We start from the raw sequence: 13,340 nt of genomic DNA on the forward strand, positions 1-13,340 counted from the left end.
AATAACAGGAATTTATAAATGAATATTTTGATTTTAGGTGCTCATGGCTTATTGGGAAAGGCTTTTGTAGATTGCCAAACATTCAATGTTAATTGCTTGTCACCATCATCCTCACAATTGAATCTCTTGCGTCCTGAAACGTGGCGACCATGGTTGTGTCAAGCCGATGTCATTGTCAATGCGGTTGGCTTGATGGCGCCAGATGCAGGGCAAATGTGGGCGTTGCAATACCATGCGTTGAAAGCATTTTTGGAACAAGCATGGATTTATGGTCGATTGCGTTATGTTTTGAATGTATCGGCTTGGGGCGCGGATGTGGCATCTGAAACGGCTTTTTTGCGCAGCAAAGGCTTTTGGGATGCTTATTTATTGCAGCAAAACCAAGCGGTAGGCATTGTGCGACCTTCGTTGGTGTTTGCCCAAAAAGGTGTGAGCAGCCGCGGTTTACTGACATTGGCCAAGCAGCGTTGGCGCGTGTTGCCGCAAGTGGCGTGGCGTCCTGTATTGCAACCTGTGGCTTTGCGCGATGTGGTACAAGCGATGCAAACCATGTTGCAACAACATTACCAAGGCTGCGTGAATGCGGTGGGCGGGCAAGTATTGAGTTTGGTCGATTATTTAGCGTATATGCGTTTGTATTATTGGCAGCGTCCTGAAGGGCGCAATTGGGCTGTGGTAGATGCGAGGATGATGAAAATATTGCAAGCAGGGCGGTATTTGCGGCTGCCGAATTTTTTGCAAGCAGATGCGATACGCATGTTGCAAGAAACCCATGTTGCTGAGGGTGAGGCATTTGCACAATTGCTGTTGCGCACGCCTCAATGTCCACAACAATTTTTACAGGACGCTTTACATGAACGGTTTTAAAGCGATGGCTTGGTCGTTGGTGGTGTTGTGGTGGTGCAGTGGTTTGTTGCCGTTGATGTTCGCTCGAGCGGAATCTTTGCAATTATTGGCCGATGTGGGTATTGCACTGGCATGGCAGTGGCCGTTGTTGGTGGCCGCTGCGGTGGTGGATGTGGTTTTAGGAGTCTGGATAGTATGGCGGCCCAGCCGTTTGATGTGGTTGTTGCAAGCGGTGTTGGTAGCATTTTACAGCGTGGTCATTGCCCTGTATTTGCCACAACAATGGTTGCATCCGTTTGGGCCATTGGTCAAAAACTTGCCCATTATGGCGATGTTATGGTGTTTGTGGCAGCATGAAACAAGGATGGTGTGACATGGGTGAATATTATTTGTGGGTGAAGGCTTTGCACATTTTGTCATCGGTGGTGATGGTGGGAACGGGTTTTGGTACGGCATTTTATCTGTTTTGGATCAATCGCAGCGACTCGATTGCCGCGCAAGCTGTGGTCAGCCATTGGGTTGCCAAAGCCGATTGGTGGCTGACCATGCCTGCGGTGATTTTTCAGCCTTTGTCAGGCTTATGGCTGATGCAGGCAGCGGGTTGGGCTTATGATGCTAAATGGTTGTTGTGGACGTTTGGCTTGTATGTTTTGGCGGGTTTGTGTTGGTTGCCTGTGGTGTGGCTGCAATTGCAAATGCGCGATATGGCCAAGCAAGCTTATGCTCAAAAGCAAGACCATTTGCCGCCACGCTATTGGCGTTATGCGCGTTATTGGGAATGGTTGGGTTATCCTGCGTTTACGGCAATGATGGCAGTGTATTTTTTGATGGTATTGAAACCGATGTAATCAACAAGTATGAAGCGTCCTGTAAAAGTTTACAGGACGCTTCATATCGTTACAGAGAAATGTTCAACACAAGCCGAAACGGTCGATGAGTTTGCCCAATTCAATCAAACGTCCGTGGAAAAAATGACCTGCTTGTGGCATGACGATTGTGCTGATGCCTTGCGCTTGTCCCCAAACAAAAGAGTCTTCCAACGCCACCACATCGTCGGCATTGCCATGAATGATGATGGTGCGCTCAGGATGTGGCACAGGCGCGGCATGATTTGCATATTTCATCACCGCAGGCGCAAGCAAAATCAAATGGTCGATGTTCAAATGTTGTGCGCTATTGGCGGACACAAAGCCACCGAACGAAAAACCTGCGACGGTCAATTTGGGACAATCAGTGTGTTGCGCTTGGGCAAAATGCGCCACCGCCACCACATCCATGATTTCGCCCACACCAAAGTCATGCACACCTTCGCTATTGCCCACGCCACGCAAATTGGGCAAATAACAATGCCAGCCTTGGCGACTCAAAGATTTGGCAACGGTTTGAATCACTTTGTTGGTATGGGTGCCGCCTTGGGTTGGGTTGGGGTGGTTGATGACAGCCACGCCGACAGCTTGACCTTGAGCAGGCATGTAAATGGTTTCTAAGCGGCCTGTAGGGCCATTGATCCAAACAATTTCAGGAAGTTTTAACATGGTTTTATTTCAATAATAAACGGGTCACAGCTTGTTGGTTTTGTAAATCAGATTCGACAATTTCTTTCAAATCGTCTTCGTTGTGATAAGCATACCAACGCGCTTCAGGGTAAATCACCAGCAACGGACCTTCTTCACAGCGACCCAAGCAACTGCTTTGGGTCACGCGCACTTTGCCGATGCCGTGAATTTGCGCTTTCATGCATGCGTTTTTAATGACTCCTGCGGCTTGTTTGCCGACATTGTTGTCACCACAAGACTTGCGGCAAGCATCGTTACGGCTATTGGTGCACACAAAAACGTGGCGTTCAAAATAAGACATCTTCCATCCTTTTACAGGACACTTGCTTTAAGCAGGCGTGAATTGCAAGACTTTGCCATTGTGTTGATGGCGAGATTTCAATGAAGTGAGCATTTGCAAAAACTCCAAACCGTATTGGCTTTCCAGTGCCTCTGCCCGTTTTTTCAATTTGTCCAAATTCATTTCAGGTGCTTGCTTGAAAGCGAACACCGCAATATTGCCATGGGTTTGTGCTGGAACGAGCAAGACTCGGTCTTCAAACACGATGCGCAGTTTTTCGACAAACAAATCAAAACGCTTGTCACCTTGCCACCAGTTTGTGACAAAAATACCGTCGTTGCTTAACGCTGTACGACAATCTTCAAAAAACGGTACATCGACAAATGCATCAATGATTTGTTCACCATCAAAACCATCGACCAAAATCACATCGGTGCCGCCACGCATGGTTTTGATGTAATCAGCGCCATCGGCTTCGATGATTTCGAAGGTGTCGCTTTCTTCAGGAATGTCGAACATGGATTGCGCAATGGCAATCACTTGAGGATGAATGTCGACCACAGTTTGCATGGTTTGCGGGCAATATTCGGCAATCCAACGGGCAAACGAGCCGCCACCCAAGCCGATTTGGGTGATGTGACGGGGCGCATCACGAAACAACAACCACGCCATCATGGCACGGCTATATGACAATACCAATTGGCTTGGGTTGTCCAAATTCATCGAGCTTTGAATGGTCGGACTACCCAAATGCAAAGAGCGAATGTTGTTTTCTTCAGAAATGCCCACTTCAGGCAATTCAAATTGTTGCGCCCGTAAGCGCTGATACGGGTGACGGGTCATGTGTGTGTTTTTTCGATGCAATAAAGCTTGAATTTTAACATAAAGCACAGTTTAAATTGTGGCTGTGCATGGCGTTTTGATGATGGATGCCGTGTGAACACTGCGTTGGTTTTTAGTTTTGTGGTACGGCCACGCGTGGCGGAAATTGATAATGGCTTTGTTGCCAATGGTAAAGCTGTTGGTAATCTTGATTTAAGGCCGCATATTGGCATTGTACCAATTGCAAGCGCAAAGCCAGATTGGGAGAGGCTGGATTGGCGCAAGCTTTGAAACGCAATTGGCGCAAAATTTGAAAATGTGTGCGTGCGGCTGCATAAGCGGCATCGGTTTTCTGTTGCTCTAAAATAGTGGTTTCAGCGGTGGCATAGACCCGATTCAAACGGGCACGATCTTGCTGCAATCGTGCCAATTCTTGAGATGATTCGCTGATGGTATGGGTTTGGCAAGCGCTCAAACCCAATACACTCAAACAGATTAAAGCGCTTAATCGCATCCTTGTGGTTCCGAAATTTTGCTGCGGCTGTCTAAAATGCTGATGACTTTGCTCGGTGCTTTGAATTCTTCTTTGTCAAAAGCAGTGTCCCCACCATGAGGCAATTCTTGACCACGCTGTAAGCCTTTAAAATCAAACAATTCAGGGTCGGCCAAATGTGACGGTACCACGTTTTGCAAGGCGCTGAACATTGATTCTATGCGTCCTGGAAAACGTTTGTCCCAATCTTCCAACATTTCTTTGACCACTTGGCGTTGTAAATTCGGTTGTGAGCCACACAAATTACACGGAATGATTGGAAACTCGCGAATTTGTGCGAAACGCACCAAATCTTTTTCTTTCACATACGCCAAAGGACGGATAACGATGTGTTCGCCATTGTCCGATACCAATTTAGGTGGCATGGCTTTGAGTTTGCCGCCAAAGAACATGTTCAAGAACATAGTTTCTAAGATGTCATCACGGTGATGACCCAAAGCGATTTTGGTGCAGCCCAATTCTTTGGCGACACGGTACAAAATGCCACGGCGCAAACGGCTGCAAAGCGCGCAAGTGGTTTTGCCTTCAGGCACCACGCGCTTGACGACGCTGTAAGTGTCTTCTTCGATGATGTGGTATTCAATGCCCAAGCCTTCTAAGTATTCAGGCAAGATGTGGGTTGGAAAGCCTGGTTGTTTTTGGTCTAAATTGACCGCCACCAATTCAAAATCAATCGGAGCAGACTTTTTCAAGCCCATTAAAATATCCAACATGGCGTAAGAGTCTTTGCCACCTGACAAACACACCATGATTTTATCGCCTTGTTCAATCATGCCAAAGTCGTTAATGGCATCACCGACAGCGTGGCGCAAACGCTTCATCAGTTTATTGGCTTCTAGTTCGGCTTTGGTTTTTTCAGACATAATCAGACAAGACTTAATAAGTAGATAAAGGGCAAGGATTATACGCTAAAAATAAAGTTGGCATGGGATTAAAGTTTTTAAGTGTTTGTAATTGTTTGGGCAAATGTCTTGATGATGCAAACATCATCTTGTTTTCAAGATTTAGGCATATTTAGGGAAACGAACCAATACACGCAATTGACAGTCGGATAGTCACAATGGCATTGGAAACATGCCAAGTTAATGATTGAAATTGGTTTGAAAAAGGTATGAATATGGCGACTGAACATATGCAACACAATCCCATGTGGACTTTGGCAGTGCCTGCTGTGGGGGCTGCGGTTTTATTGTTGTCTTGGTTGGTATCGGGTTTCCCATTGATGACGTTGTTGTTGAGTTTGGGCTTGGTCGGTGGCGTGGTGGCAGCAGTACACCATGCTGAAGTGATTGCCCACAAAGTTGGTGAGCCATTTGGCACTTTGGTTTTGGCTTTGTCGGTGACGATTATCGAAGTGGCTTTGATTGTGTCGATGATGTTGTCAGGTGGTGACAATGCGATGGGTTTGGCACGCGACACTATTTTTGCGGCGGTGATGATTATTGTCAATGGCATTATTGGCGCCAGTTTGCTCATAGGCGGCCTGAAACACCATACACAAGATTACAGTTTGGAAGGCGTGACCGCTTCGTTGGGAACGATGACGGTGATTGTGGTGATGGCGTTGATTTTGCCCAATTATGCAACTTCTGAAGCTGGAACCGTTTATTCGACCAAACAATTGATTTTTGTGGCGCTGATGACTTTGGTTTTGTTTGCCGCATTCACTTTTTTTCAAACCATGCGCCATCGTGAGTATTTTTTGGTAGTGAGCAAAGAGGGCGATGTTATGTATGTGGATGACATCGAGCCGCCGAGCATGAAAGAAGTATGGACGAGTTTTGGTATGTTGTTGTTGTCTTTGGTGGTGGTGGTTTTGAGTGCGAAAAGCATTTCGCCAACGCTGGAAGCATTTTTGGGCAAAATGGGGGCGCCGTTGGCCACTTTAGGCATTGTGATTGCGGCGATTGTATTAATGCCTGAGTTTGGTGCAGCGATGCGCGCGGCGCGCGCCAATCGTTTGCAAGCGAGTTTGAATTTGGCAATCGGTTCCGCCATTGCCAGCATCGGCTTGACCATTCCTGTGGTGGCGTTGTTGTCGGTGTTTATGGGTTGGCCGCTAGAATTGGGCTTGGATACCAAATCGATTACATTATTGACCTTGTCTTTGTTTGTGGTCACCATTTCCTTGCGTACAGGACGTACCACAATTTTGCCGGGCATTGTGCATTTGTGTATTTTTGTGGCGTATTTGTTTTTCAGTTTTGTACCTTAAACAGGTTAACAAAAAGCGTCCTGTAAATGTTTACAGGACGCTTTGGTTTGGTTTTAAGCCATTTTAATACAGTGTTTTGCCATCAATATGGGTATATTCTTCAAACAATTTCAAACAAGCTTCACGTTGGTGTTCTTGCAATAATTTGGCCTTGCCTTCAGGCGTGGCGATGCGATAAAACACTTCGTCACGAAAACCGATTTGATCGGTATCTTGAATATTGCAGCCATAATACACTTGTCCAATATTCGCCCACAAAATCGCACCCAAACACATCGGGCAAGGCTCGGCAGTGGTATACAGCTCCGCACCGCTCAAATCGTGCGTCCCCAAATTTTTGCATGCATCCCGAATGGCCATCACTTCGCCATGACAAGTCGGATCGTTTTGCTTTAATACTTCATTGTGACCGCTGCCAATGATTTCACCATTTTTGACAATCACACAGCCAAACGGACCACCGTGACCTGCGTGAATGCCTTGTTGCGCCTCGCTAATAGCTTGTTGCATGTAATCTTTGTTCACTTTGAACCCATCTTTCTCAATTCATTACTGATAGATAATGCCAAACTTGGCAAGTTAGAACAAGTAAACCTTATCGGGGTTTTATTTCAGGACGCTTGTAAACTCGGTTACAATCAATTTCTTTATGTCAACGGTTTAGGCTTCATGGCTCAGTTGGAAACTTGGATAGGACTACGCTATTTGCGCGCGAAAAAGCGCAATGGTTTCGTGTCGTTCATTTCACTCATTTCGGTAGCAGGCATCGCTTTAGGTGTGATGGCTTTGATTGTGGTGTTGTCGGTGATGAATGGCTTTCAAAAAGAAATTCGTGGGCAATTGTTATCGGTTGCACCACATATGGAAATTGGTTATTTCGATGAAGGTGGCGGCAGACCTTGGCAAGATTTGCAAACCATGGTCAAAAACAATCCTGCTGTCGTCGCTTCAGCTCCTTATGTTGCCGACCAAGCGTTGCTTGCCAATTCAGGCGAAATGCGTGGCGTGCAATTGCGAGGGGTTGATCCTGCGCAAGAAAGCGCGGTGGTAGATTACGCCAAGAATGTGGAAGGCGGTCAATTGGCGGATTTGCGTGAGGGCGAATTCAACATTATTTTGGGCAAAGATTTGGCGATGTTGTTGGGCGTGATGGTGGGTGAAAAAGTGACTGTGATTACGCCTGAAGGCAATGTCACGCCTGCAGGTGTCACGCCACGCTTGAAACAATTCAATGTGGTTGGTGTGGTACAAACCAAAATGTTTGAAGTGGATTCGACTTTGGCGATGGTCAATTTACAGGACGCTCAAGTGTTGTATCGCATGGGTGATGCGGTCAGTGGTGTGCGTTTGAAGCTGGCAGATCCTGCTACTGCGCCTGAGCAACTGGACACCATCATTCCTGTTGCGGAACAAAATATGGTGTGGGCGCGCGATTGGACGTATCAAAACCGCAGTTATTTTGAAGCGGTAGAGTTGGAAAAGAAAATGATGACCATCATTTTGAGCTGTATTGTGATTGTGGCAGCGTTCAATTTGGTGTCGTCTTTGGTGATGGCGGTCAATGAAAAACAAGCCGACATTGCTATTTTACGCACTTTGGGTATGTCGCCTGCATCCATTATGAAAATTTTCATGGTGCAAGGGGCGATTGCAGGCTTTTTTGGAACGCTCTTTGGCGTGGTCGGTGGCGTGGTTATTGGTTTGAATATTGGCAAAATGGTGCATTTTTACGAACAACTGACAGGCACCCGTTTGATCAATGCGCAAACTTATTTTATTGATTACTTGCCTAGCGATGTGCGTATGAGCGATGTGTTGATTATTGTGGCGATTTCTTTGTTGATGTCTTTCTTGGCGACTTTATACCCAAGCTGGTCGGCAGCACGCACCCAACCTGCGGAGGCTTTGCGCTATGAATGATGAAACCGTATTGTTGTGTCAAAACGTGGCGCGCACCTATCAAGATGGCAAACTCAAAGTTGATGTGATTCACGAATTGAATTTGCAAGTGCAAGCGGGCGAGAGTGTCAGCATTGTCGGCGCTTCAGGCAGTGGCAAATCGACTTTGTTGCATTTGTTGGGCGGCTTGGATGAGCCTTCTAGCGGCAGTGTGACTTTGATGGGCAAGCAATTGAGCGGCCTGAATCAAAAAGAATTGGGTTTGTTGCGCAATCAATATTTGGGTTTTGTGTATCAGTTTCACCATTTGCTCAATGAGTTTTCCGCATTGGAAAACGTGATGATGCCACTGCTCATTGGAAAAGTTTCCAAAGCCGAAGCCACTGAGCGTGCGACACAAATGTTGGAAAAAGTCGGTTTGAAAGAACGTTTGTTGCATCGCCCTGCTGAGTTGTCAGGTGGCGAAAGACAACGTGCGGCGATTGCGCGGGCCTTGGTGACCCGTCCCAAATGTTTGCTTGCCGATGAACCGACAGGCAATTTAGACCGTAAAAATGCGCAAGTGATTTTGGATTTGATGCTGGATTTGCAAAGCGAATTGGGAACGGCTTTGGTGGTGGTGACGCATGATGAAGAATTGGCCAATCGTTTTGACCGTGTTTTGATGATGCGTGAAGGGCAGTTAATGCCGTTTGCCATGCAAAAATAGTCTGTGAAGAGCAATCGTAAGGGGGCAATATGGAGCAAGTAGCACAGTTTCAAGCGCAGTCGACTTATCAAAATTTGCGCAAATACGCGCCAGAAGCGGCAGACATTGTACAGCCGTGGTTGGAGCGTTTGTTTGTGGCATTTCACGATGGCGATTCTTGCATTGTTTTGCCCAAACACGAGCGTTCTCGTTTACAGGACGCTGCTCCCATCGTGGGTGAAGCGCACAAAATGGATGGTGTTTACCAAGCATCTACGCCCTTGGTGGCATTTGCTCAAGGTCAATTGGCTTTGGGGCGGGTGTGGCAATTGGAGGCGGAGATTGCGCAACATTTGCAACGCTTGAGTCGCACTATCATTCCAACACAGTCTTTGGCGGATTTACTAAACCGTTTGTTTGATGAGCCTAGTAGTTGGCAACAAAAACAAGCTGCGGCTTTGGCATGTTTGAACCAATTGGCGATTATTACAGGCGGCCCGGGCACAGGCAAAACCACCACGGTTGCCAAGCTTTTGTGTTTGTTGTCCGATGGCAAGGTGGAACAGCCACGCATTGCTTTGGCAGCGCCCACAGGTAAAGCGGCGGCACGCATGACCGAGTCTTTGCGTGGTAGTTTGCAACGATTGCAAGACCATGCACTGATTTCTGCGGCTACTGCGCAAAATTTGCTCAATTTAGAAGGCAAAACCTTGCACCGTTTGCTAGGAATGATGCCGCCTAAAATGTTGCCGCGCTACCATGCCAAACACACTTTGCCTTATGACATTATTGTGATTGATGAAACATCGATGTTAGACAGTTCGATGTTGCGCCATTTATTGGCTGCTGTTGATAATGACACCCGCCTGATTTTACTAGGTGATGCCGATCAATTGCCACCTGTGGGCATGGGGGATTTGTTGTCATTATTGCCAGCTAAGACGCAAGTGTTGCCTGAGCAAAAAGCCTTATTGGATGCATGGGGTTTACAGGTCGATTGGGACAGTGCTGACGAGGTGCCTATGTTGGCAGCACAAACTGCCCGTTTGAATATCAGCCACCGTTTCAAAGCCGATAGCGGCATCGGGCAATTGGCAGGAGCTGTGTTGCGGCAAGAGGGTGAGCGTTTGCAAGATTTGTTTGAACAATTTGCCGATATTGAGATGCGTCCTGTACCTGAATACACTCGTATGTTGGCATGGCATTTGTGGCTGGCACAGCAAGAATATTGGCATGCCGTCGACGATGGCAATGCTGCTGCGGTATTTGCGGTTTGGCTCAAGCGCATGGTTTTGACGGTGCGTCGTCATGATGCTGAACAAATCAATTTGGCCTTGCGTGAGATTTTGAAACAGCAAAATCGTTGGGATGAATCGCATGGTTTTTGGTATCACGGTCAAGCGATTATGATTGTCCGTAACCACGCTGAAATGGGCTTGTTCAATGGCGATGTGGGCGTGGTATTGCGCGATGCAAAAGGCCGTTTGCAAGCGTATTTCCCAACTTTCGATGGCATGCGTGAAGTGGCATTAAGCCGTTTGCCGCAACACGAAGATGCTTTTGCAATGACGGTACACAAAAGCCAAGGCTCGGAATTTTCTGAAATATGGTTGTTGCCGCCATTGGGTGCTGCCGAACATGCCGAAGACTACGATTGTGCTTTGCTGTATACGGCCATTACCCGTGCGAAAAACAAATTGGTGTATTGGGGTGAAGTTGCCAGCTTACAGGCCGCTAGTGAGCGTGTGGTACACCGTCAAACCGTTTTGGCTTATTTATTAAGCCGTTCTTCACAACAGAAATCCGTTTTATGAATAAAGAAACAGACAATGTCGCACCTGTGCGCAATTACATCACACCGCAAGGTTGGCAGGCTTTGAAAGATGAGCTTTACCATTTGGTTCACAGAGAGCGTCCTGAAGTGACCAATGTGGTCAATTGGGCGGCCAGTAATGGTGATCGCAGTGAAAATGCCGACTATCAATATGGCAAACGCCGTCTGCGTGAGATAGACCGCCGCATTCGTTTTTTGACCAAACGCTTGGAAATTGCCGAAGTCGTTGATCCCGAAACCCGTGAAGCCACTGATCAAATTTTCTTTGGTGCGACGGTAACAATTTGGCGAGAAAGTGGTGAAGAACAAGTGGTGAAAATTGTCGGTATCGATGAAATTGATACGTCTAAAGGCAAAATTTCTTGGATTTCGCCTTTGGCCAAAGCATTGATTAAGGCGCGTGAAGGCGATGAAGTGCGCTTGCACATGCCTGATGGTTTGGAGTTGGTCGAAGTTGTTGCGGTTGTGTATCACAAAATAGAGTAAATATTTGATTTTATTGGTAAATGGCAAGAAGCAGAATATTGGAATTGCATATGCAATTCCAATTTTTTATTGCAAATTCAAATGCTTATTTGAAATAAGATTTTGTTTGTTGTGTGCGTTATTGTCCGTTTGTATTAACTTGTTATTGTTAATAAGTTTTATTTATTGGGAATCCGTATAGATATATCTCTAAAATATCATTAACTTAGTATGTTTATGAATAAGTTCCATTTATTAGTGTTAATTTTTTTAAAAATGGTATTGTATTTGCTTATATGCCCAACATAATTTTTATTTAATTAGCATTAATAAATTAGTGTTCGGATGGACACACAGCACAATTATCTTTTTTCAACTTGAATATGATGTTTTTCAGTTTTGGCTTGGTATGCATACTACATTTTATGCCAACTGATATAAGCATTTTAAATTACAGGTCGCTTGTCAATTATGAATAAAATCTACAAGGTTATTTGGAATGAGTCTTTAGAGACTTATGTTGCAGTTGCAGAAATCGAAAATAGTCACAGTTCTTCTTCACGTCGCACTCGTGTTCGAGCGCTTTTGAATACGATTGTGTTTACGCCAGTGATGAGCGTGATGGCCGTGGCGGTGGTTGGGACATTGACGACACCACAACAAGCACACGCTGCTTATGCTGCGGATGGCGGTGTTAATAATGGTGGTACTGTTGCGATTGGAGCAGGTGCGGTAGCCGACGGTACACGATCAATTGCGTTGGGTGGGGATGCCAAAACCAAAGGCACACATACGGTTAAAGTGAAGGGTGTAGATAAGGTCTACACCACTCCAGATGGTAACAATCAAGCGATTGCGATTGGTTATGAGTCTTATGCATATGGTTCACAAGCTGTGGGTTTGGGTGCCAATGTGCGTGCGGTGGGTAACTCATCGATTGCCATTGGCGGGGATGACTTGAACGCAGCAGCAGGTACTAGTAATAACAGTGACACAGCCAAGGCTTATAAAGATATTACTGGTGATAATTTGGTGCGTGCTTATGACGGTAAAACTGGAGCGACCAATCAGTATTTTGGTACTTCAGCAGGTCATGCCGCAGTGGCTATTGGTGTACAGGCCGGTTCAATGGGCGATTTGTCGACTGCGTTTGGTACACGTACACAAGCGGATGGCTTGGCTGCAACCGCATTGGGCGTTGGTGCAACAGCGAATAAAGATGGCTCTATCGCATTGGGCGCAGGTAGTCAGACCTCAACAGATGCTGTCAAAGTGACACAAGCCGAAATTGGCGGCATTTTGTTTGATAACTTTACCGGAACCAACGCATTTGCCGGCACTATTTATGATACTGGACGTCAAGTTTCTATAGGTAGTGCAGGTAAAGAACGTCAAATCAAACATGTGGCCCCAGGACAACTGACACAAACCAGTACCGATGCTATTAATGGCAGTCAATTGTATGCAGTGGCTATGAAATTGAGCAATGTGAAAGATACGGCGGAAAAAGGCTGGTATGTGAATTCAGTCTTTGCTGGAGGAGCGCTCACAGCCACGGGTCCGGAAAAAATGTCACCTGGAGATACTTTGACTTTTTCAGTGGGCGAAAATCTAGAATTGGATCAGATTAGAGGCACAATTGCTCTTCGTGTTGCAAAAAATGTGCAGTTTGACAGTGTAACTACTGGTGACAGCGTATTGAACAGTACGGGTTTGAATATTGCATCAAGTAAAGGCAATACAGTCAGCATTACCAATGATGGTATTAACCTAGGTAATCAAGTCATCAATGGTGTGTCTGAAGGCTTGGTTTCTGGTCAATCTAAGCAGGCGGTGAACGGCAGCCAGTTGTATGCCGCGAACCAAAACATTGCCAATAGCTTGGGTGGCAATGCCGGTGTGGATGCGACCACAGGTGCGTTGACCGCACCAAACTACCAAGTGACCAATGCCGCAGGCGATGCAGTGGTTTATACCGATGCAGCAGGCAATACTTTGGCAACGGCAGCGGGCAATGTGGGCGATGCGTTGACGCAAATGAACACTTATGTGAATACAGGCTTTGACGTACAGCAAGCGGGTACGACTAAAGGCACTGTGACTCCGGGTGACAAAATCAACTTCGTCAATGGCACGTTGACCACAGCCAAAGTGACAACGGAAGCCAATGGCGTGACCGATA

15 protein-coding genes are annotated in these 13,340 nt (G+C 46.3%); 9 read left to right on the top strand and 6 right to left on the bottom strand.

Translation table 11 applies throughout. From position 1 onward, the window contains the following. Positions 1-18: 18 nt before the first annotated feature. Genes H150_RS0106955 through H150_RS0106965 form a run of 3 tightly spaced genes read left to right on the top strand, consistent with a single transcriptional unit; the run spans position 19 to position 1,694 of the window. The gene (locus tag H150_RS0106955; RefSeq protein WP_019958332.1) at positions 19-867 is read left to right on the top strand and encodes a Rossmann-fold NAD(P)-binding domain-containing protein; all 849 of its coding nucleotides are present in this window, start codon (positions 19-21) and stop codon (positions 865-867) included. Then, the gene (locus H150_RS0106960; protein ID WP_019958333.1) at positions 854-1,219 is read left to right on the top strand and encodes a DoxX-like family protein; all 366 of its coding nucleotides are present in this window, start codon (positions 854-856) and stop codon (positions 1,217-1,219) included. Before H150_RS0106955 ends, H150_RS0106960 begins: the two co-directional genes overlap by 14 nt. Before the next feature lies 1 nt (position 1,220). Further along, positions 1,221-1,694, top strand: coding sequence for a DUF2269 family protein (locus H150_RS0106965; RefSeq protein ID WP_019958334.1), 474 nt, complete (start codon positions 1,221-1,223; stop codon positions 1,692-1,694). Positions 1,695-1,757: 63 nt separating this feature from the next. Here H150_RS0106965 and H150_RS0106970 read toward each other — a convergent pair whose 3' ends face one another. The 5 genes from H150_RS0106970 to ttcA form a co-directional block, all read right to left on the bottom strand. Further along, the gene (locus H150_RS0106970) at positions 1,758-2,381 is read right to left on the bottom strand and encodes an alpha/beta hydrolase (protein ID WP_019958335.1); all 624 of its coding nucleotides are present in this window, start codon (positions 2,379-2,381) and stop codon (positions 1,758-1,760) included. A 4-nt stretch (positions 2,382-2,385) separates the two neighbouring features. Then, positions 2,386-2,703, bottom strand: a complete 318-nt coding sequence (locus H150_RS0106975; RefSeq protein WP_019958336.1) for a (2Fe-2S) ferredoxin domain-containing protein — start codon at positions 2,701-2,703, stop codon at positions 2,386-2,388. A gap of 27 nt (positions 2,704-2,730) precedes the next feature. Further along, on the bottom strand, positions 2,731-3,525 hold the full coding sequence (locus H150_RS0106980) for a polyamine aminopropyltransferase (protein ID WP_019958337.1): 795 nt from the start codon (positions 3,523-3,525) through the stop codon (positions 2,731-2,733). A gap of 112 nt (positions 3,526-3,637) precedes the next feature. Beyond that, positions 3,638-4,018, bottom strand: a complete 381-nt coding sequence (locus H150_RS0106985; protein ID WP_019958338.1) for a hypothetical protein — start codon at positions 4,016-4,018, stop codon at positions 3,638-3,640. Beyond that, entirely contained in the window at positions 4,009-4,920 is a 912-nt protein-coding gene (ttcA, locus tag H150_RS0106990) for a tRNA 2-thiocytidine(32) synthetase TtcA (protein WP_019958339.1), read from the bottom strand. Before ttcA ends, H150_RS0106985 begins: the two co-directional genes overlap by 10 nt. A gap of 254 nt (positions 4,921-5,174) precedes the next feature. Here ttcA and H150_RS0106995 point away from each other — a divergent pair, with 254 nt between their 5' ends. After that, positions 5,175-6,272 carry a calcium:cation antiporter gene (locus H150_RS0106995; RefSeq protein ID WP_244802726.1) on the top strand — a complete coding sequence of 366 codons (1,098 nt, stop codon included), beginning with the start codon at positions 5,175-5,177 and terminating at the stop codon, positions 6,270-6,272. A 63-nt stretch (positions 6,273-6,335) separates the two neighbouring features. Here H150_RS0106995 and H150_RS0107000 read toward each other — a convergent pair whose 3' ends face one another. Next, on the bottom strand, positions 6,336-6,797 hold the full coding sequence (locus H150_RS0107000; RefSeq protein ID WP_026353552.1) for a nucleoside deaminase: 462 nt from the start codon (positions 6,795-6,797) through the stop codon (positions 6,336-6,338). 144 nt (positions 6,798-6,941) lie between these two features. Between H150_RS0107000 and H150_RS0107005 the strand changes: the two genes are divergently transcribed. From H150_RS0107005 to H150_RS0107025, 5 genes are all read left to right on the top strand, one after another. After that, positions 6,942-8,192, top strand: coding sequence for a lipoprotein-releasing ABC transporter permease subunit (locus tag H150_RS0107005; protein WP_026353553.1), 1,251 nt, complete (start codon positions 6,942-6,944; stop codon positions 8,190-8,192). After that, positions 8,185-8,880 carry a lipoprotein-releasing ABC transporter ATP-binding protein LolD gene (gene lolD / locus H150_RS0107010; protein ID WP_019958343.1) on the top strand — a complete coding sequence of 232 codons (696 nt, stop codon included), beginning with the start codon at positions 8,185-8,187 and terminating at the stop codon, positions 8,878-8,880. Before H150_RS0107005 ends, lolD begins: the two co-directional genes overlap by 8 nt. A 29-nt stretch (positions 8,881-8,909) precedes the next feature. Beyond that, the gene (gene recD / locus H150_RS13935; RefSeq protein WP_019958344.1) at positions 8,910-10,673 is read left to right on the top strand and encodes an exodeoxyribonuclease V subunit alpha; all 1,764 of its coding nucleotides are present in this window, start codon (positions 8,910-8,912) and stop codon (positions 10,671-10,673) included. Continuing rightward, a complete protein-coding gene (greB, locus tag H150_RS0107020; RefSeq protein WP_019958345.1) occupies positions 10,670-11,179 on the top strand; it encodes a transcription elongation factor GreB in 510 nt (169 codons plus the stop codon). The genes recD and greB overlap by 4 nt, the downstream gene beginning before the upstream one ends. Before the next feature lie 450 nt (positions 11,180-11,629). Beyond that, positions 11,630-13,340: ESPR-type extended signal peptide-containing protein (locus H150_RS0107025; protein WP_019958346.1), on the top strand; the 1,711-nt coding region annotated here is incomplete at its 3' end.

Origin of the sequence: Vitreoscilla stercoraria DSM 513 (genome assembly GCF_000382305.1) — a bacterium.
Classification (GTDB): domain Bacteria; phylum Pseudomonadota; class Gammaproteobacteria; order Burkholderiales; family Neisseriaceae; genus Vitreoscilla; species Vitreoscilla stercoraria.